22 protein-coding genes and 1 pseudogene are annotated in these 17,789 nt (G+C 59.5%); 11 read left to right on the forward strand and 12 right to left on the reverse strand.

Annotated features, from left to right (window positions below):
- Window positions 1-11 precede the first annotated feature (11 nt).
- The 6 genes from NKI18_RS07485 to NKI18_RS07510 all read left to right on the forward strand — a co-directional run bounded on the left by NKI18_RS07485 (window position 12) and on the right by NKI18_RS07510 (window position 6,290).
- Window positions 12-650, forward strand: a complete 639-nt coding sequence (locus tag NKI18_RS07485) for a response regulator transcription factor (protein ID WP_352615971.1) — start codon at window positions 12-14, stop codon at window positions 648-650.
- A gap of 117 nt (window positions 651-767) precedes the next feature.
- Window positions 768-1,133: a response regulator transcription factor gene (locus NKI18_RS07490; protein WP_352615970.1), complete on the forward strand. Its 366-nt coding sequence runs from the start codon at window positions 768-770 to the stop codon at window positions 1,131-1,133.
- Window positions 1,134-1,455: 322 nt separating this feature from the next.
- Window positions 1,456-2,331, forward strand: coding sequence for an alpha/beta fold hydrolase (locus tag NKI18_RS07495; RefSeq protein ID WP_502900670.1), 876 nt, complete (start codon window positions 1,456-1,458; stop codon window positions 2,329-2,331).
- Between the two features lie 100 nt (window positions 2,332-2,431).
- On the forward strand, window positions 2,432-3,484 hold the full coding sequence (locus tag NKI18_RS07500) for a cupin domain-containing protein (RefSeq protein ID WP_352615967.1): 1,053 nt from the start codon (window positions 2,432-2,434) through the stop codon (window positions 3,482-3,484).
- 82 nt (window positions 3,485-3,566) lie between these two features.
- Window positions 3,567-4,691 carry an HlyD family secretion protein gene (locus tag NKI18_RS07505; protein ID WP_352615965.1) on the forward strand — a complete coding sequence of 375 codons (1,125 nt, stop codon included), beginning with the start codon at window positions 3,567-3,569 and terminating at the stop codon, window positions 4,689-4,691.
- Window positions 4,692-4,703: 12 nt separating this feature from the next.
- Complete coding sequence (locus NKI18_RS07510) at window positions 4,704-6,290, forward strand: DHA2 family efflux MFS transporter permease subunit (RefSeq protein ID WP_352615963.1); 1,587 nt, start codon at window positions 4,704-4,706, stop codon at window positions 6,288-6,290.
- Between the two features lie 1,056 nt (window positions 6,291-7,346).
- Here the strand turns inward: NKI18_RS07510 and NKI18_RS07515 are convergent.
- A complete protein-coding gene (locus tag NKI18_RS07515; RefSeq protein ID WP_352615961.1) occupies window positions 7,347-7,610 on the reverse strand; it encodes a pyocin activator PrtN family protein in 264 nt (87 codons plus the stop codon).
- A 315-nt stretch (window positions 7,611-7,925) separates the two neighbouring features.
- Here NKI18_RS07515 and NKI18_RS07520 point away from each other — a divergent pair.
- Window positions 7,926-8,169 (forward strand): annotated as a pseudogene (locus NKI18_RS07520) (integrase core domain-containing protein); the annotation flags it as partial.
- Between the two features lie 257 nt (window positions 8,170-8,426).
- Here the strand turns inward: NKI18_RS07520 and NKI18_RS07525 are convergent.
- From NKI18_RS07525 to NKI18_RS07570, 10 genes are all read right to left on the reverse strand, one after another.
- On the reverse strand, window positions 8,427-8,696 hold the full coding sequence (locus NKI18_RS07525) for a hypothetical protein (RefSeq protein ID WP_352615959.1): 270 nt from the start codon (window positions 8,694-8,696) through the stop codon (window positions 8,427-8,429).
- The gene (locus tag NKI18_RS07530) at window positions 8,681-9,046 is read right to left on the reverse strand and encodes a hypothetical protein (protein WP_352615957.1); all 366 of its coding nucleotides are present in this window, start codon (window positions 9,044-9,046) and stop codon (window positions 8,681-8,683) included. Before NKI18_RS07530 ends, NKI18_RS07525 begins: the two co-directional genes overlap by 16 nt.
- An 8-nt stretch (window positions 9,047-9,054) precedes the next feature.
- Window positions 9,055-9,801: a CbtA family protein gene (locus NKI18_RS07535; protein WP_352615955.1), complete on the reverse strand. Its 747-nt coding sequence runs from the start codon at window positions 9,799-9,801 to the stop codon at window positions 9,055-9,057.
- Between the two features lie 15 nt (window positions 9,802-9,816).
- A complete protein-coding gene (locus tag NKI18_RS07540) occupies window positions 9,817-10,026 on the reverse strand; it encodes a CbtB domain-containing protein (RefSeq protein WP_352615953.1) in 210 nt (69 codons plus the stop codon).
- Window positions 10,027-10,124: 98 nt separating this feature from the next.
- Window positions 10,125-10,589 (reverse strand): nitrile hydratase accessory protein, encoded by a 465-nt coding sequence (locus tag NKI18_RS07545; RefSeq protein ID WP_352615951.1) that lies wholly within the window; start codon window positions 10,587-10,589, stop codon window positions 10,125-10,127.
- Between the two features lie 46 nt (window positions 10,590-10,635).
- Window positions 10,636-10,989: an SH3-like domain-containing protein gene (locus tag NKI18_RS07550; RefSeq protein WP_352615948.1), complete on the reverse strand. Its 354-nt coding sequence runs from the start codon at window positions 10,987-10,989 to the stop codon at window positions 10,636-10,638.
- Window positions 10,986-11,300, reverse strand: a complete 315-nt coding sequence (locus NKI18_RS07555) for an SH3-like domain-containing protein (RefSeq protein WP_269904301.1) — start codon at window positions 11,298-11,300, stop codon at window positions 10,986-10,988. The genes NKI18_RS07550 and NKI18_RS07555 overlap by 4 nt, the downstream gene beginning before the upstream one ends.
- A gap of 23 nt (window positions 11,301-11,323) precedes the next feature.
- A complete protein-coding gene (gene nthA / locus NKI18_RS07560) occupies window positions 11,324-11,938 on the reverse strand; it encodes a nitrile hydratase subunit alpha (RefSeq protein ID WP_352615945.1) in 615 nt (204 codons plus the stop codon).
- A 66-nt stretch (window positions 11,939-12,004) separates the two neighbouring features.
- A complete protein-coding gene (locus NKI18_RS07565) occupies window positions 12,005-12,535 on the reverse strand; it encodes a DUF1097 domain-containing protein (RefSeq protein WP_352615942.1) in 531 nt (176 codons plus the stop codon).
- A 2-nt stretch (window positions 12,536-12,537) separates the two neighbouring features.
- Window positions 12,538-12,714 carry a hypothetical protein gene (locus NKI18_RS07570; RefSeq protein WP_352844020.1) on the reverse strand — a complete coding sequence of 59 codons (177 nt, stop codon included), beginning with the start codon at window positions 12,712-12,714 and terminating at the stop codon, window positions 12,538-12,540.
- A gap of 271 nt (window positions 12,715-12,985) precedes the next feature.
- Between NKI18_RS07570 and NKI18_RS07575 the strand changes: the two genes are divergently transcribed.
- The 4 genes from NKI18_RS07575 (at window position 12,986) to NKI18_RS07590 (ending at window position 16,588) form a co-directional block, all read left to right on the forward strand.
- The gene (locus tag NKI18_RS07575) at window positions 12,986-14,185 is read left to right on the forward strand and encodes a transporter substrate-binding domain-containing protein (protein WP_352615940.1); all 1,200 of its coding nucleotides are present in this window, start codon (window positions 12,986-12,988) and stop codon (window positions 14,183-14,185) included.
- Entirely contained in the window at window positions 14,182-14,796 is a 615-nt protein-coding gene (locus tag NKI18_RS07580; protein ID WP_352615938.1) for an ANTAR domain-containing response regulator, read from the forward strand. Before NKI18_RS07575 ends, NKI18_RS07580 begins: the two co-directional genes overlap by 4 nt.
- A gap of 105 nt (window positions 14,797-14,901) precedes the next feature.
- The gene (locus NKI18_RS07585; protein WP_352615936.1) at window positions 14,902-15,924 is read left to right on the forward strand and encodes an acetamidase/formamidase family protein; all 1,023 of its coding nucleotides are present in this window, start codon (window positions 14,902-14,904) and stop codon (window positions 15,922-15,924) included.
- Between the two features lie 67 nt (window positions 15,925-15,991).
- A complete protein-coding gene (locus tag NKI18_RS07590; protein ID WP_353019263.1) occupies window positions 15,992-16,588 on the forward strand; it encodes a histidine phosphatase family protein in 597 nt (198 codons plus the stop codon).
- Between the two features lie 294 nt (window positions 16,589-16,882).
- Here NKI18_RS07590 and NKI18_RS07595 read toward each other — a convergent pair whose 3' ends face one another.
- Window positions 16,883-17,776: an AraC family transcriptional regulator gene (locus tag NKI18_RS07595; RefSeq protein ID WP_352615931.1), complete on the reverse strand. Its 894-nt coding sequence runs from the start codon at window positions 17,774-17,776 to the stop codon at window positions 16,883-16,885.
- Window positions 17,777-17,789 lie beyond the last annotated feature (13 nt).

The following is a 17,789-nucleotide window of genomic DNA, read 5'->3' on the forward strand; positions in this document are numbered from 1 at the left end:
AGGGCAATTGGATGAAAGCTGGTTCGACCCCCGCAGAACTTCCGCCGTTCGTCGCCATCGTCGACGATGACCCGGGCGTGCGCGACGCGCTCGACAGCCTGTTCCGCTCCGTGGGAATGACGACCCGTGCGTTCGGCAGCGCGGCGGAAATGCTTCAGGCCGATCTGCCACAATCGTCAGGTTGCCTGATCCTGGATGTCCGGCTGCCCGGACTGAGTGGACTGGACTTCCAGATGCAACTCGCGAGCCATGGCATCGATCTCCCCGTCGTGTTCATGACTGGACACGGTGACATTCCCATGACCGTGCGCGCCATGAAGGCGGGCGCGGTCGACTTTTTGTCGAAGCCGTTCCGCGATCAGGACATGCTCGACGCCGTTACCAGCGCGATCGAGCGCGATCGCCTGAGACGGATTGAGCGCGCCGCGGCGGACGGCCTGCGTGCCGACTATGACACGCTGAGCCCGCGCGAGCGCGAGGTAATGCGCCATGTCGTTGCCGGGCTGATGAACAAGCAGGTCGCGGGTGTGATCGGCCTGTCGGAGATCACGGTCAAGATCCACCGAGGCAATGTCATGCGCAAGATGGGTGTTCGGACGCTTGCCGATCTCGTCCGCAAGGCCGAGGCGTTGGGGATGTCCAAGCGTTGACGGCTGGGCAGCAAACCTCCGTATGATTTCCTTTCGGCTCAATCTCCCCCATTTAGAGGGGGAGCCTCGCATTGGAGATACCCTGCCGTGAGCAGACCGGCACGAACGCCTTTCACCATGTCCAAGATACCCGCGATTGCGATCGTCGATGACGATGAGGGAGTCCGAAGCGCTCTCACCAGCCTGCTCAGGTCCCTGGGCTACGAAGTCCGCAGCTATGCCTCGGCGCTGGAGTTCCTCAGCGACGACGCGGCCGGCGATCCCGGCTGTATGATAACTGACATTCAAATGCCCAGCATGAGCGGCGACGAACTCCAAGCGGAACTGATCGCACGAGGCCGGGTGTTTCCGATGATCTTCATGACCGCTTTCCCGACCGAGGCGACGCGCGCCCGGGTAATGGCAGCTGGCGCTCTCGCCTATCTGGACAAGCCGGCCGATGGCGATGCAATCGCGCGCTTCACCGAACGCGCCTTCTCATAATTCGTCTCGGACCAGGCGGCGGCGCGAGCCGCCGCTTAGGCAGGCCTTGGAATGGCAGATCCCGCAAGGCAGGTCGCATTGCGGCCTGAGACATACGCCAGGGATGCTGTTTCAAACCTTGGTATAAGCCGCCGAACCAAGCGTACGATTTTCCCGCGCCGCGCCTCTCCTTAGCTTCCCTCCTAAACAAGCACACCAACTGGAGGCAGCTACGAACGCAGGCGTGCTCGAACCAGCGTTTCGGCTGAACCGTCGCGAACTGGTCGCGGGGGCCGCATGGATGACAATCGCGGCACTGCTTCCGGCCGTCGCATCGGCACAAATGACACCTCGGCTTTCGAAAGGAGAATTCGACATGGGCAGCGGTTACATCGCCACCAAGGACGGCCCTCAGATTTTCTACAAGGACTGGGGTGACAAGGGTGCCCAGCCCATTGTGTTCCATCACGGCTGGCCGCTCAGCTCCGACGACTGGGATGCGCAGATGCTGTTCTTCCTTGCGAACGGTTATCGCGTCGTCGCGCACGATCGTCGCGGCCACGGCCGATCGACTCAGGTCGATACCGGAAATGACATGGACCACTACGCCGCCGACGCCTCGGCCGTCGCCGAGCATCTCGACCTCAGGAACGCGGTCCATATTGGCCATTCAACCGGCGGCGGCGAGGTGGCGCGCTATGTCGCCAAATTCGGCGAACCGCAGGGACGCGTTGCCAAAGCGGTGCTCGTCAGCTCCGTTCCTCCGCTCATGCTCAAGACCAAGGAGAACCCCAGCGGTACGCCGATCGAGGTCTTCGACGGCTTTCGCAAGGCGCTCGCAGCCAACCGGGCGCAGTTCTATGTCGACGTGGCGTCAGGTCCCTTCTACGGCTTCAATCGGCCGGGCGCTAAGGTTTCACAGGGCATCATCGACAACTGGTGGCGTCAGGGCATGATCGGTGGTGCGGTGGCGCATTACGAAGGCATCAAGGCCTTCTCCGAAACCGACCAGACAGACGACTTGAAGGCGATCACCGTGCCGACCCTCATCCTGCAGGGCGACGATGACCAGGTCGTGCCGTACAAGGACGCCTCGCTGCTCCAAGCCAAGCTGATCAAGAACAGCACGTTAAAGATCTATCCCGGCTTCCCGCACGGAATGTTGACCACCCATGCCGACGTGATCAACGCGGACCTGCTCGCCTTCATCAGAAGCTGAGTCGACGGCGGGACGGATGCAATCATCCAAGCGTCCGTCCCGCGACAACGCGTTGCGCCGCTTCCGTTACACAGCAACACGGCGATCGGGGGAACCAACCATGAGTACTGCCAAGCAGAAATCCCAACATGTCGCATCTCTCGCGCGGCAGACGCCGCGTTTCGAAAGTCCCGAGGGCTCTGTCAGCCACGTGGATTCCAGCGATCTGCCGGTCCTGCGCCGGCTTTCGATCCGACGTCTGCTTCTCGGCGTGCATGGCGTGCGCGAGCCCCATTGGCATGCCAATGCCCATGAACTCGGATACTGCCTGCACGGCGAGGCGCTGGTCACAATCGCCGGCAGTCATGCGCAGCGCGAAAGCTTCATCCTGGCCGCCGGCGAGATGTTCTTCATCCCCTCCGGCGCCATGCACAGCATCGAGAACATCGGCGAGCACGCCGTGGAATTCATTTTGGCCTTTTCACATGAAAAACCCGAGGACTTTGGCATGAAAGCCGCCTTCGGTGTGATGTCAGATGCCGTGCTCGGCAATACCTACGATCTGGCTTCTGCCGCGTTTTCCAGCTTCGACCGATCTGCGAGAGCTAGCGAAATCCTCAGCATTCCCCGTCGGGCAAGCGTCGAGGACCAGGACCGCCACCTAAACGCCTATAAATACAGCATTGAGGCGACGCCGCCGCAGATCGATTTTCCCGCCGGCACTGCACGCACCGCCAAGGCTGCCCTCTGGCCGGTCCTGCGCGACATCGCGATGTATTCGGTGACCATCAGCCAAGAGGGAATGCGCGAACCCCACTGGCATCCGGAAACGGCCGAGTTGGGCTACATCGCATCGGGCACGGCTCGCATGACCGTCCTCGATCCCGACGGAAGCACCGACACCTATATCATCAGCCCTGGCGATACCTATTTCGTCCCGCGCGCCTATCCCCATCACATCGAGAATGTCGGCGAGGAGACGGTTCATCTCCTTATCTTCTTCGACCAGGCTTCGCCTGCCGACGTCGGCTACAGATCGCTGATCAACGTGTTTCCCAGGAGCCAGATCGCCGCGGATTTCGGAATGAAGAGATCTGAGTTGCCGGACTTTCCCTTCACCGAGATCGACCCGCTGCTGGTGCCCCGCCGCAATCCAATAGATCCGGTGCCTTGAAATTTTAACGCGCCCGCAGGCGAGCTTGGAGATTGCCTTGGAGAACAGGAACCATCGGGCAAGAAACCCTACGGAGAGATCAATGAATGTCGTCGTTCATCCCGCAAGCTTGAAAGCGGATGCTTCGAGCCCCGCCACTTTGCCGTCGGAAAAGCCGAGCATGTCGCCCGTGCGTCGCGTGTTGTTCGGCGTCGCCGTGGTCGCGGCGCTCGGCGTTGGGGCAGGGCTCGGCTGGGAATACTGGACCGTCTGGAGCTTCGAGGAAACGACAGACGACGCCTATGTTCAGGCTGACATCATCGCCATCGCGCCACAGGTTGCAGGATATCTTGCGAGCGTCGCTGTTTCCGATAACCAGCATGTCAAAGCTGGCGATATCCTGGCGACGATTGATTCTCGCGACTATCAGGCAGCCGTCGACCAGGCCAAGGCCAACGTTGCCGGAGCCGAAGCCACCATCGAGAGCATTGAGGCGCAACTCGGAGAACAGCAGGCCCTGATCGAAGAGGCGAGTGCCACGCTCGATGCCGACCGGGCGACCGAGACCTATGCCGGGCAGAACAACAAGCGCTTCGGTACGCTCGCTGGCACCGGATATGGCTCGGTGCAGAATGCCGAGCAGGCGGCCTCCCAGATAGCTACGGCCTCGGCGGTGGTCGCCAAGGACAAGGCAGCGCTCGACGCCGCGCATGCTCAGGTCGGCACGCTCACTGCGCAGCTCGCAGGCGCCAGAGCCACGCTGCAACACAGCAAGGCCGTGCAGGCACAGGCCGAATTGAACCTTGGTTATACGGTGTTGCGGGCGCCTGCCGACGGGGTGGTCGGAATGCGCGAGCTGAGGGTGGGCCTTTACGTGCAACCTGGAACGCAGCTGCTCGCGGTCGTGCCGCTCGCAAAAATCTATATTATCGCCAACTACGAGGAGACACAGCTTGCCAACGTAAAGCCGGGCCAGCCCGTAAGGGTCGACGTCGATACATTCGCGGGCACTCCGGTGCGCGGCACCGTCGACAGCATTGCGCCGGCGAGCGGACAGGAATTCGCGCTGCTGCCACCCGACAATGCGACAGGCAATTTCACCAAGATCGTGCAGCGCATCCCGGTGCGGATTGCGATCGACCGGACCGATCCGCTGGCTGGACGCCTCCTGCCCGGCATGTCGGTCACCACTACGATCGATGTTCGACAGACCCAGCGGGCGAAATAACCGGAGGACGGTATGGCTGGGTCGGATCAGGCAGATGCATTACAGGCGGTGACGCAGAAAGAGCGTGACGCCAGCTTCCGCGAATGGGTATCCGTTTTTGGTTGCATGGTCGGCGCGTTGATCGCCGTCCTCGACATCCAGATTACCAACTCGTCGCTGCCCGAGATAGAAGGTGGCATCGGCACCGGTTCCGACAACGGAACCTGGATATCGACCGCCTATCTGATCGGCGAGATCATCATGATTCCGCTGACCGACTATTTCAGCCGCGTCTTCACCGTTCGCCGCTTCCTGTTGACGAGCGTCTGGCTTTTCCTCGCCTTTTCCGTCGCCTGCGCCTTCGCGACGAACCTGCCGCAGATGATTGTGCTGCGCGGCTTACAGGGATTCTGGGGCGGCGTGATGATCCCCATGGCGTTCGCGCGCGTCCTTACGACGTTGCCGAAGCGCCAGCAGCCGGTCGGGCTTGCCGCGTTTGCGCTGACGGCGACATTCGGACCATCGATCGGCCCGACCATCGGCGGATACCTGACTGAGAACTACGGCTGGCAGTACATCTTCTTCATCAATCTTGTTCCGGGCGCCTTGATGCTGGCGCTGCTCTATCCGACGCTCGAGCACCAGAAGATGAATCTCGGCCTGCTGAAGCACGGCGACTGGTGGGGTATAGCCTTCATGAGCGTCGGCCTCGCCTGCCTGCAGACCGTCCTCGACGAAGGCAACCAGGACGGCTGGTTCGGCTCCCCATTCATCGTCAGGCTGTCGATCATCGCCGCGGTGGCGCTTGCGATCTTCGTCGCAATTGAGCTGAAAGGCCGTAATCCCGCAGTCCAGCTAAGGCTCCTCGCGCACCGCAATTTTGCACTTGGCACGCTTGCCAATATCGGGCTCGGTATTGCGCTGTTTGGTTCGGTCTATGTGCTCCCCGCCTATTTGCAACAGGTGCAAGGCTACAACGCTGAGCAGGTCGGCTTCGTGCTCGCCTGGGCAGGCCTGCCGCAGCTTCTGATCATCCCTTTCGTTCCTCGGCTGCAGAAGCATTTCGACGCGCGCGCCATTGTCTGCACCGGGCTCGTGATCTTCGCCGTCAGTTGCTTCATGAACGCCCATCTCAGTGCGGACAGCGGTGCGGATCAGTTCATGTCGTCCAACATAGTTCGCTCGCTTGGCCAGGCGATCGTGCTTGCCCCGCTAGCGGGTATTGCTGTGATCGGCATCCCGAAGGAGATGTCAGGCGCGGCGTCGGGCGTCTTCAACATGATGCGGAGTTTGGGCGGTGCGATCGGCACGGCGGCGCTCGCTACAGTCATCACCAAACGCGAACAGTATCATTCAAACATCATCGGTCAGTCCGTCACGGCTTATGACGCTACCGTTGAGCAATTCCTCGCGGAAGCGCAACATAGGCTCCAGCAGCAAGGAACGGGCGATCCTGCCCTTGCCCGTCATCAGGCCGAGGCTCTGCTGGGCAGCCTGGTCGAGCAGCAATCCCTTGTCATGGCGTTTTCGGACACATTTCTCGTGCTGGGATGCATTTTGCTCGCAGCGGCGGTAGCGGTGGTCTTCACGCGCACCCGCGAAACAGTCAACTCAACCTGATGATCGTGCAACTCCGAATATTCCCGCCGCGTGAAGCAGGTGGGGCGGATACGGGCCTTGTCGACACCTTCGGCAATTGGGCGTCCATGCAACTCACGTTTGCCGCATGCCTTTTGCGCGCTTGTGGCGACCTACCAGCTTAGCTCATGCACCGCCACCTCGTTGAGCAATTGCGCCTGCGTCCGCATTGCCATGAACGGGCCGTGTGAACATGAAGCGAGGGGCTCTTCGTTTGGACGATTCCAGGCAGGCAGCGGTATCTCACTTCTGCGCTTGCACCAGTGCTGGACCTGATGCCGCAATCTCACCCTGCAATAATGAAATGGCAGCGGTGTTCTCAAAAGACATGCTCGTCTCCTACGTCGAATATCGGGCAGCCCAGGCATCGGCATGGTCCACGCCGGAGTGCCCCAACGCATTGCCGTCCATCCCCAACGGCAAGAGCGATCCCCGCAGGAGCGCATCGCATTCCCCTCCCAATGCGAGTCTCCGTCTGACGGATGTGATCGGCCGATGCCTGAGCTACCGCTGACGGGTTGCGGCCTAGCCTTGAAACCAGACAAGCTAGCCCGAGAAGAGCGTCGCCCATGCGGCTGATCTCGCGTCAAATCTCCTCGCCCCAGGAGCCGCCGGGCTCTCGCGCTTGCATCGGCGGCGCTGGCGGCCAGATTCCGCAATCCCGGACGCGACGACCGAAGGCGCAATCAACGCAATTCACGTCGCTCTAAGATCCAGGTCCCAAGAACCCCGGTTTCCGTCCTTTCACCTGTGCGCAGTCGTGGAGAGTCTCGAACATGACGACATCGAGCGCGCTCGAGTTCCTTAAGGGTCGTCCCGAATGTGGCGCTCATAATCCCGGCGCCGAAAACCAACATATATTCAACAACTAAGAGGTATCAATTCCTCTAAGTTGTACTGTTGTTGTACTCGTACCGGAGCGCTTGGGCGAAAGCGGGCGCATTTCGGGGAAGGGAGCACGAATGGGCGACGGGAGGTAGCATCCTGTCGGTGATCTAGGGATTGCTGAACTCCAAGCGCAAAGAGGCCACGGGCGCGCTAGCTACCTCGGAAGGCGCGCACTTCAGATAGTGCGATTTCACGCCGCTTATCGAGGTATGAAGCTAGGTCTTGGAGATGAACGCCTTTGGCACTCTTCTGGCTTCTTTCTGCTCTGGTTAGCGGAAGCTCAATTTCTCCAATGCTCACTTTGCGTAAGAACTTGGTGAGCGTCAGGTGGGAAAAATAATCCTTGCACACGGTCTCAGCGGGGACAATCACGCGTCCCTCATATTGCGCCATGAGTAGGAAGAGGGTGTTCAATTTCTTCGCTCGCCGCCAGCCATCCGAGGATAGTCAACGGGGTTGCAGCGAAGTTCAATTGAAGCAATCGACGCCAAACGGATAGGGCGGCCGTCCAAAGCGTGTGCAAGGAAAGTACGGCGTGCAAGTTCGCAGTGAAAAATGTGATTTGTGCGGAGTGACGCCGCAGCATTCTGGTATGGATAACTCATAACCTGAAGGTTGTACGTTCTAAACCTAACCCCGCAAACAAAATCACGCCGCTAACTCAATGAGTTGCGGCATTTTGATTCCTGAAGCGGTTATCCTTGTTCCTACCCCGACTTCCGCCGCGGCCCCTCCGTCGGCAGCGTCGGCGACAGCTACGACAACGCTCTCGCCGAGACGATCAACGGTCTCTACAAGGCAGAGGTCATTCACCGCCGCGGACCGTGGCGCAGCTTCGAGGCCGTCGAGTTCGCGACGCTGACCTGGGTCGACCGGTTCAACAATCGCCGGCTGGCCCATCGGCAACATCCCGCCGGCAGAAGCCGAGGAACGCTACTACGCCATGCTAGAAGACCCGGCCATGGCTGCATGACTCAAACCAAATGTCCTCCGGCAACCCCGGGGCGGTTCACCCGGTGGCGGTAGCTGTCGTGGTGTATTTCACGTCTACGGGCACGGTCTTTCTCCTTGGAAATGTTGGCATTTGGGTAATGGCGAGTGCGAAGCGGACAAGACTTCGCGTTGGCCGGCAGAGAGCGTTCGACCAGCGTGGTGTCATTCGTTCTTCAGGTTTCGGTGTTCAGACGTCCCCGGAAATGGCGTTCCGGTCTGTTCGCCCAACCCGTCGCCTCAAGGTGCGCGTTGGGAACAAGACGGCAAGAGGCCTGCCATCGTCGCTACAAAGGCAATTCCTACCGCAATCAGGCTGGGCAGGTGGAAGGGAATGTCCCGCCAGTCCGGAATGACCAGCGAGGCCGTATTGAAGGTCTCGCCGCTGAACTGACACATGACGAACGACGCGCGTTTCCGCACCATGTCTGCGTCGATCCGTGATATCAGCGCCTCGATGGTCGGTTTATCTGCCGACATGTCGCGAAGATGCGTCAGCGCTGCCTGCATCGCTGACAGATAGGCATGGCTGCATTCATTGAAGGGGCTTGTCTCATCTCCAATGCTGCCGGGCAGCAGCCCCCAAAACAGGCGGCATACTGCAGGTTGGCGAAGTTCAACAGCCTGCGAAACGTTTCGTCCGTGCGGTTTTGTTTGGCCGCCAGGTCGAGAATTTCGCTGCGATAGTCAGCGATCACGGCCATCTGGCCGTGTGTCAATGCAGGTATTTGTAGACCTGAGCTGTTCAGGTCCGATTTCTGCCCATGCGCCTGCGCCGATCCCGCCATCATCGAGAGCAGCGAAAGACAGAACCACCATGACGCGGCGCGCTTAGACATCCCGATGCTGTGCGGCGTCATGGAATGGCCTAGCGAGCAGCTACGCTCTTGACAGGGCGACTGTTGCGACGATCGACCATCCTGCGTTCAGCGACCGCCCCGAACAGCACGCCGACCGCAGTCCACAGAACCATCTGGATACCGAGTGACGCAAGGCGGAAATCCCACAATACAACAGCGGAAAACTGCTCGGGCACTTCGTTGATCGGCGGCAGCGCATATTCGGCAATCGCCATCACGACAAGATAGGCAGCCACCGCCACTATCCAGGAATTCCAAATCCCGTACTGCGACGCCAGGCGTTTGGCGAGACCGATCGAGGCGACTGCCGCCAACAACGACACCGTCAGCAGCACAAAGAAGAGCTGGGTGCGCGCCTGGATCGTTTCGGGATCACCCACCGCCGGTGGGTTGGCCGGATACTTGAACTGAGGCACCAGTATGATCGTGACGAATCCGGCCAGCGCGATCAGCGCCGCCGTGCCGCGCGGTCCAAAGCCGCTGACCCTTCCCTGGACATAGGAGAAGAACAGCGCGAAAAGCCCGCCAATGGACGCGCCATAGACGAGAATGCCGGTCAGCAGTCCGATGCCGGCCTGGGTGGAGCGGTTGACGAGTTCGGGCTCCGGCGCCTCGCCCGCGGCCTGCGCCTGGTGTTCCTCGAAGGCGATAGCATGATCCACCTGCGGCTCGCCGAAGACACGGGCGAAACCGAAGGCCAGCAGGCCGGCCATGATCCCGACCAGCATGCCGCGCAACAAAAGACTGCCAACCATCATCTTGATCCTTTGTTAGTGGCAAGGAAAGCCGAGCAGATGGCGGCCGTCGTGGACGAATTCGTGGACGTACATGCCACGCATCAGCGACGTCGCGCCTTCTTCGGCACCGATGAAATAGATCGCCAGCAACAGCATCAGCCCGCCAAAGACGGCCCAGGGCAGAAGCTCGCGAACGGGGATAGGCGCCGGAAGGGCAACCGGACTAAGAGCGATTTCGGACACGGAGGTTCTCCTGAAAAGTGTTCATTGGATCGGTTTGGCGGCAAGACCTTCGTTCGCCGTCATTTTGCGATTGCGCCGCGCTGCCGCCGGCATGTGGTTCACGCGAGCCGGCTCGCCGGCGCGCGACAAGCATGATCGTCGTCATGGTCATGGGCATGGCCGTGATGATGATGGTGGTGGTGGTGGTGGTGGGAATGACCATCACCATCAAGTCTGAGCGGTTCGCCAAAGCCGCGATGCTCGTCGGCGTGACGCCATTGTTCCTTGCGCGCCATCAGCTCGTCGAAGCTTGACAGCTTCTTGTCGGTTACCAATTTCTCAAGCGCGGCAAGCCATTGATGATAGTAGATCCCGTTATGGTCCTCCGGATCGAGATCATAGGTCTTGCCGAGTTCGATTTCCGAGCTGATGTAGTTGACCCACTCACGCCATTGGATGTGGCCATTGCGGTGAAGTTGGAGCACGATCCCGAAGGCGGTGAGTTGCCAGGGCTCGGCAAACAGCGGTCCGGCTTCATTGCGCGGAAGACCGGGAAGCTGCTCGAGACTGCTATTCTGGTTCATGGGAAAATCCTAACGAAGCCGAAGTGTTGAGCAGTGGGGCGGAGCGCTAGCCGGCGCTCTCGAGGTAGTCGTCCCAGGCGTCGACATACATCCGATCCCGCGGATGACCGGCATCGCCCCACAACTCGCGGGCCGTGAACACCACCGTGTAGACGCGCTGCGGCTTGGGTCCCTGGCGGTGGGCGCTCGTATCGGGGAAAACGAACACGCCGTGATCGAAGGTGACGGTACCGACCTTGCCCCTGATATAGGCCGGCAGGCGGTTGTGAGCGACCTGGTTCAGGTTGACGACCGTAACCTTGTCTCCGGCCTTGAACTTCGGTGCGACCTCGACATCGACGCGCGCTGGATCTCCGGTGGCTAAAACCGTTGGCACCATATCGGTGGTGAGCATGTTCATGCTGCTTTTCCTTTCATGAGCTGGGCGTGACGGGCATCGACTTCCTCGCGGGTAACGATGCCGGCATCGATGCAATTCTGTTCGACGGTGCAGAGCCATTTTTCGTAGTAGCTCGACATCAGATAGTGGCGCGGATCCATCTTCTCGATCGGATGCCGGAACTGATCCACGTTGTATATGCCGGCGGCGAAGCAGGCGATCATCATCGACAGCATCCGACCCTCCCATTCCTCATGGAAATACGGCTCGTTTTGTTCAACCAGCACCGGGCCGAAGCCGTGCTTGCCGCCGACGTCATGAATTCCATTCATGGCTTTGATCCTTTTGCCAGAGGCTAGTGCGAGGGTGATTGTGCGACGCCGGTTCCGATCATGGAATCCCGGGTAACGAGAGCAGCCAGTTCTTGTTCGGTCAGGTTTTCAGTGCCGGAGGGGCGCATCGGAAGCACCAGATAGCGAAGCTCGGCCGTGCTGTCCCAGACACGCACCTCGACATCGTCGGCGACATCGAGGCCGAATTCCTTCAGGACGCTTCGCGGCTCGATAACCACCCGGGCCCGATAGGGTGCGGACTTGAACCAGATGGGAGGCAAGCCTAGCGTCGGCCAAGGATAACAGGAGCAGAGCGTGCACACGACGACGTTGTGCACCGTGGGAGTGTTCTCCAGGGCGACCATGTTCTCGCCCTGCACTCCGATATAGCCGAGGCTTTTGATGGCGGCAGTGCCATCTTCCAGCAGCCAGCTCCTGTATTTGGGATCGGTCCAGGCCTTGGCGACGACTTTCGCGCCGTTCTTCGGACCCATCTGCGTCTCGAAGGTCTCGATGATCAAATCAAGCGCGGCGGGATCGATGGCCTTCTTCTCGGCCAGAAGCGACTCCAGCGCTTTTACACGCAGACCCACCTCGGGGATGAGTACGTTGGCGTGGGAATGGTTATCGGTTGTCATGACTTGCCTCATTGATGTTGTCTGAAATGACTTGGAGCGCGGACGGCCGAACATACCGACCAGCGATCAGGCGACGGCCAGGGTCGGTTTGGTCAACGCACCGGCGAGCTTGGCCGAAGCGAACCCGAACAGAGCGCCTGCCACCATCGAAACCGGGACAACGACCAGCGAGTTGTCGAAGGACGCCGAAAGCAGCTTCGGCAGGGCGAGCCGGTCGGGAGTCTGCAGCAGGAACGCAAACGTACAGGCATAGCCGAACGTTGTGCCCGGAACGGAGGCCAGGGCGGGAATCTGTGATGCGAGGATGTAGATCACGACCGTGATGAACACCACCGTGGCAGACCATATCTGAGGCCCAACCAGATCGCCGATGGGCAGGCCGAGGATCATGACCGCGCCGAGCCAGCCCATGAAACAGCCGAAGATGTTCGAGATGATCGTGCTCTTGAGCGCAGCATTATCGCCGCCTGATTGGAAGAAGCAGGCCCACGCGACGAATGCCGCCCAGACCAGGACCGTGCCGATCGAGAGAAATGCCCAAGTGCAGATTGCACCAAGGATGCCTACGCTTAGAGCTGTGGCGGTGACAGGTTTCATTGTCAGATTCCCCATTGTCTTTTTTCAGAACTAAAAAGGCCCGCCACCGTCGCCGGTGAGCGGGCCTCATCGCCATAAGCTCGCATTTTCACGAGCTTTATCTGATCATGCTGCGCCTCTTTTTGGGCGCTCGCTTTTTTGTTCCTATTTAGCGTCGCTGAGGAGTTTTCCTTTGTCAACCATTATTCATGAGAAACTCGTAAAATTTGCAAAATCAGCAAATAGCCTAATTTTTACGAAACAAACCAGATGCTTAACCTATCTGCGCAACGCCTCGACCAGTCAGGGGAAATAGAATTTGACATTCTTGCCGAGATGACGGACGATTTAATCGAACATGCCGGCTAGCCGGTTTGAACTGAAAATTGAGGGATCGGGACGATCCTTCGCGGCAACGAAGCCCTGACGCCTTCCAAGGCCTCAGGGCTTATTTTTTGGGACTGAGCTACCTTGGGTGAAAAAGCGAAAATCCCGATCGGCGTGCTTTTTTCCACGACAGGGCCCTACGCCACCGTGGGCGAGGCGATGCTCAATGGAACGCTGCTCGCTGTCGAGGAAGTCAACGGATCGCCGGACTTCGATTTCGAACTGGCACCACTTGTTCGAAACCCTGGAGGGGAAACGGCCGATTACGCTTCAATCTGCCGGGATCTGATCATCAATTCCGGTGTTGCGCACATCGTCGGCTGCTACACCTCTTCCAGCCGCAAGGCGATCGTGCCCGTCGTTGAGAAATATGACGCACTGCTTTGGTATCCATCGCACTACGAAGGCTTCGAAAGCAGCGACAATGTCGTCTATCTCGGCGCATCGCCGAACCAGCACATAGTACCTTTGGCCCAGTACATGGCCTCAAGGTTCGGCGCTCGCGTCTATTGTTGCGGGTCTGACTATATCTGGCCGTGGGAAAGCAACCGCGTCATGCGCGAAATCGTCGAGAATTTCGGCGGCGAGGTGCTCGCGGAGCGCTACCTGGCTGTCGGATCGATCGAGGTCACCGGGCTAGTAGAGGAAATCCGTCAGTTGCGGCCCGATTTCGTGTTCAACACGCTTATCGGCGAATCCAGCTACGCATTCCTGCGTGCTTTTCGCGAAGCGGGACTAGGCACCCAATCTCCAGGCGACGTCTCCATTCCTATTGCCAGTTGCACACTCTCCGAACCGGAACTTCGCACGATCGGCGATCCCGCAGCGCTCGGCCACATCACCTCGAGTGTCTATTTCCAGTCGCTAGACAATCCGCAAAATCACGCCTTTGTCGAAAATTACAGAACGCGTTTCGGCCAGCAAAAGGTGACCTCGGCAGACGCCGAAGCTTCGTACAATTCCGTTCACATGCTTGCACTCGCGCTCCGGTCTGCAGCCTCGACGAAAGCATCCGACATACTCGCCGTGCTCGGCGACTGTGTTTACGATGCACCGCAGGGACGGATCCGCATCGACACGGAAAACAACCATTGTTACCTGACGCCGCGCATCGGCGTATCGGGCGCCGGCGCGGAATTCACCATCATCGCGGCCGCGCAAAAGCCGATCAAGCCCGATCCGTTTCTCGCTTCCCTGAAAGGGGCGGCTTTCATGCTGGATTCTCGCGACCAGGATCAGCCACCAGGTGACCGACAGCAGCTGAGGCTGAGGGTCGTGTCGTGAGCAAGCAAGTGATCCCTAATTTCAGCAACAAACAGGCGCTGATCATCCACAGGGCGGATAACAACGTTGATGCCCTGCTGAGCCAGCTCCGCAGGTTCAACATCGAAGCCGTATGCCAATGGCCGCCGCGGGCCAAGGATTTTGGGCCCGTCGACATTGTGTTCTTCGACGTCGACAACGGGTTCGACGGCATGTTCCCGTGGTCCCAGGCTCCGATCCCGCTTATCGCGATCATAGGATCAGAGACACCCGGTCGCCTGGCTTGGGCTATAAGCCAGAATCCGAGCGCCTATCTCACTACGCCCATAGGTTCGAAAGGTGTGTTTCAGGCGCTTGTCACGGCCTTCCACAACCATACCGACCGTGCCGACCTTCAGCGCGAAGTCGCCGATCTGCGCGAGCGGCTGCGATGCCGACCGCTGGTGGTCCACACGATCCTGCGCGTCATGAGTGTGTTGGGCATCGATGACGACGCAGCATTTCACCTGATTAGGGATGAGAGTATGCGCCGGCGCATTTCGGTCGAAGCATGCTGCCAGGAACTCGAAGCACAAGCAGACAGCTTTTTGTCGACAATTCCGGAACTCAGCAGATCCGTCGCCCGCAAATAAGCGCTGCGGCTGAGCCTCGATATCGAAATTGAATACGCACAGCGCCGTGCGAACGCTAGCGAACGCTGCGCTCGCGCGGCCTTTTATTTTTTGGAGGAAACAAGCATGAACAAGTTCGATGTCGCAATCCCTTTCACGCATCGATGGGTCGCGGACTCGATCATGGCGACGCGCGGGGTTGGTCGTGGTTCGGCTCGCCAAACGCATCATCTGACAGAGGAACGACAAGGGACCTTCCACTATACAATGGGCCCCTACTCGGAGCCCGTCCTTAAGATTTCACCCGGCGACAGGATCGTCATCGAAACCCGGGACGCCTTCGAGGGCGCCATTCAGCACGAAACCGACAAGCCTTCGCAGCTCTTGCGGATGCCGTTTCTCAATCCTCAGAACGGGCCGATCATGGTCGAAGGAGCAGAGAAGGGCGACACCGTTGCGGTCTACATCGAGTCGATGGTCCCGCGCGGCCAGAACCCGCGCGGCACATGTTGCATGATCGAGGAATTCGGCGGACTGACCGGTACGACCTATACCGCCATGCTCAACGACCCGCTGCCCGAGGTGGTTCGCAAGATCAACCTCGACGAAGAAAACGTCTACTGGAGCGACCGGGTCACGCTTCCTTACAAGCCGCATATCGGGACACTGAGCTGCTCGCCAGAGATCGATTCCATCAATTCGCTGACGCCTGACAACCATGGCGGCAACATGGACCTGCCGGACATGGGACCTGGCAGCGTGACCTACCTGCCCGTCCGCTCGCCCGGCGCGCGCGTGTTTATAGGTGATGCGCATGCCTGCCAGGGCGACGGCGAGGTTTGCGGTGTGGCGGTCGAGTATTCGGCGACCGTCACCATCCGTGTTGACTTGATCAAGGGCTGGACAATCGATTGGCCTCGGCTCGAGACCGCCGATCTCATTATGGCGATCGGCAGTGCCAGACCCCTTGAGGATGCAACCCGCATCGCTTACCGCGAATTGATCCGCTGGATGGTCGCGGAGTTCGGTTTCGACAAGTGGGACGCATACATGCTGCTCAGCCAATGCGGCATAGTGCGGTTGGGAAACTTCGTGGACCCGAAATATTCCGTCGCGGCGGCGGTGAGGAAGACGATCATTAACAGGTAGGCTGTCGCCGCAGGCTTTCACCGCGAGAGATAGGTAGCATCGAACCGAAAAGGCAGACTCTGACAGCATGAGAGCGACACGCTTGACGCTTGTTTGCAGCGGTATCACGCATCAAATGCGCAGCGCTGGATTTCCCCTCGACGAGCCACTGGAAAGGCGCTCGATCGAGCTGGCGCTCGCTCTTGGACAGCATCTTTCAAAGACAGATCGCGTGTTTGTGGCTCCATCGCTGCGCGCCCGGGAGACAGCCCAGCTACTAGGGCTTCGTGCAACGGTGATCGACAGCCTGCGAGACCAGAACTACGGCTTTTGGGAAGGCAAGACGTTAGAGAAGATCGAGGCAGAGCAGCCTGGGGCACTTGCCGCATTTCGAACTGATCCTGCCTATGTTCCTGGAGGCGGTGAATCACTGACTCAAGTTGCCAGCCGAACGGCAGGATTCCTGGATGCAATGCGGTCGGCAGGTGGACACCTGATAGCGGTCACCCACCCAGTGGTGGTGCGGACCGCCATGATCCATATATTGGCAGCGCCTCTGACGTCGTGCTGGCAAATCGACGTCCCTCCACTTTCTATGACTAGTTTCTATTCGGATGGCACGCGTTGGACTCTCCGCGCTTGTGGTGCGCAGCGACGTGCTGCTGGTAAAGATCCACCAGACTGAATGGCGGAAATTCGCACCAGCTGCCACGCCAAGAGGCGACATTGCTCGCGCGCCCGAGGAGGTGGTTGAGGAGAATCGCGAGCGCTTATCCATCGCCGAGGCGCTGTCAAAAACTCACTCTGAGTGAAGGTTGGTTGGCGTTGTAGATTTGCCATGGCAGTGCAAACTGGAAATAAAATCCTGAGCTTGTGGCCGCTTTGTCCCTCGGTGGCTGGATGTTGGGCATGTCGAGCCTCTACGCCATACGCTGGCGATCGCGGCGCCCATCGATCCAGCTGCCATGCGAGATGCGAACTATGCGGCATTTTGGATCCGCGCCTTAACAGCTTTGATGTCGCGAGCCGGCGGCAGTCCGAACATCCGGGCATACTCGCGCGTGAACTGAGGGATGCTTTCGTATCCCACCGCATAGGCGGCGTTACTAATCATCTCGCCATTCGCCAACATCATCCGGCGCGCCTCGATCAGCCTGACCTGTTTCTGGAATTGGAGCGGTGTGAGCGATGTGATGGCGCGGAAGTGCTCATGAAAAGACGACGCACTCATGCCCGCTGCTCCAGCAAGACATTCAACCCTGAGCGGCGTGGCGAAATTCGCACGAATAAGCCCGACGGCGCGCGCCACTCGCTGTGCATGGCTTCCCGCCACGCCGAGGCTGCGGATCGCTCCGCCATGCCGACCTGACAGCAGCCAGAAATGCAACTCTCGGATCAACTGGGTCTGCAGGACCGGCAGTGACGCCGGCCTGTCGAGAAGACGCACTAGACGCAGCGCAGCGTCTGCAACTTCGCTCTCCATAGGATCGATGCGGACGGGCGTGTTCGCGGCATAGGGGGCGGAGCCGATCTCGACGACCAGGCCTTCAATCACCGCGGGATCGAGATCGAAGACGAGCGAGAGGTAGGGCTTGCTGATGTTGGCGCGTGTGATCTGGCTGACAGTAGGCACGTCTGCGGTAATCAGGAGGGATTCTCCGGCGCCAAAATCGAATGTCCGGCTGCCCATAGTCACCCGCTTGCTGCCCTGCAGCACCAGGGCGACCAGCGGTTTGTAGATCGCGTAATGCAGCGCAGTCGGCGTGGTTTCGCGAATGAGGGTCAATCCCGGGACAGGCGTCTGGGCAATGCCGTTATCATCTGCATGTGCCTCAGTGTAGCGGCGGACGGTGTCGAGCAAGGGTTGGGTCATTTGGGAGTTTTAA

Source organism: Mesorhizobium sp. M0800 (assembly GCF_040320095.1).
In the GTDB taxonomy this organism is placed as follows: Bacteria; Pseudomonadota; Alphaproteobacteria; order Rhizobiales; family Rhizobiaceae; genus Mesorhizobium.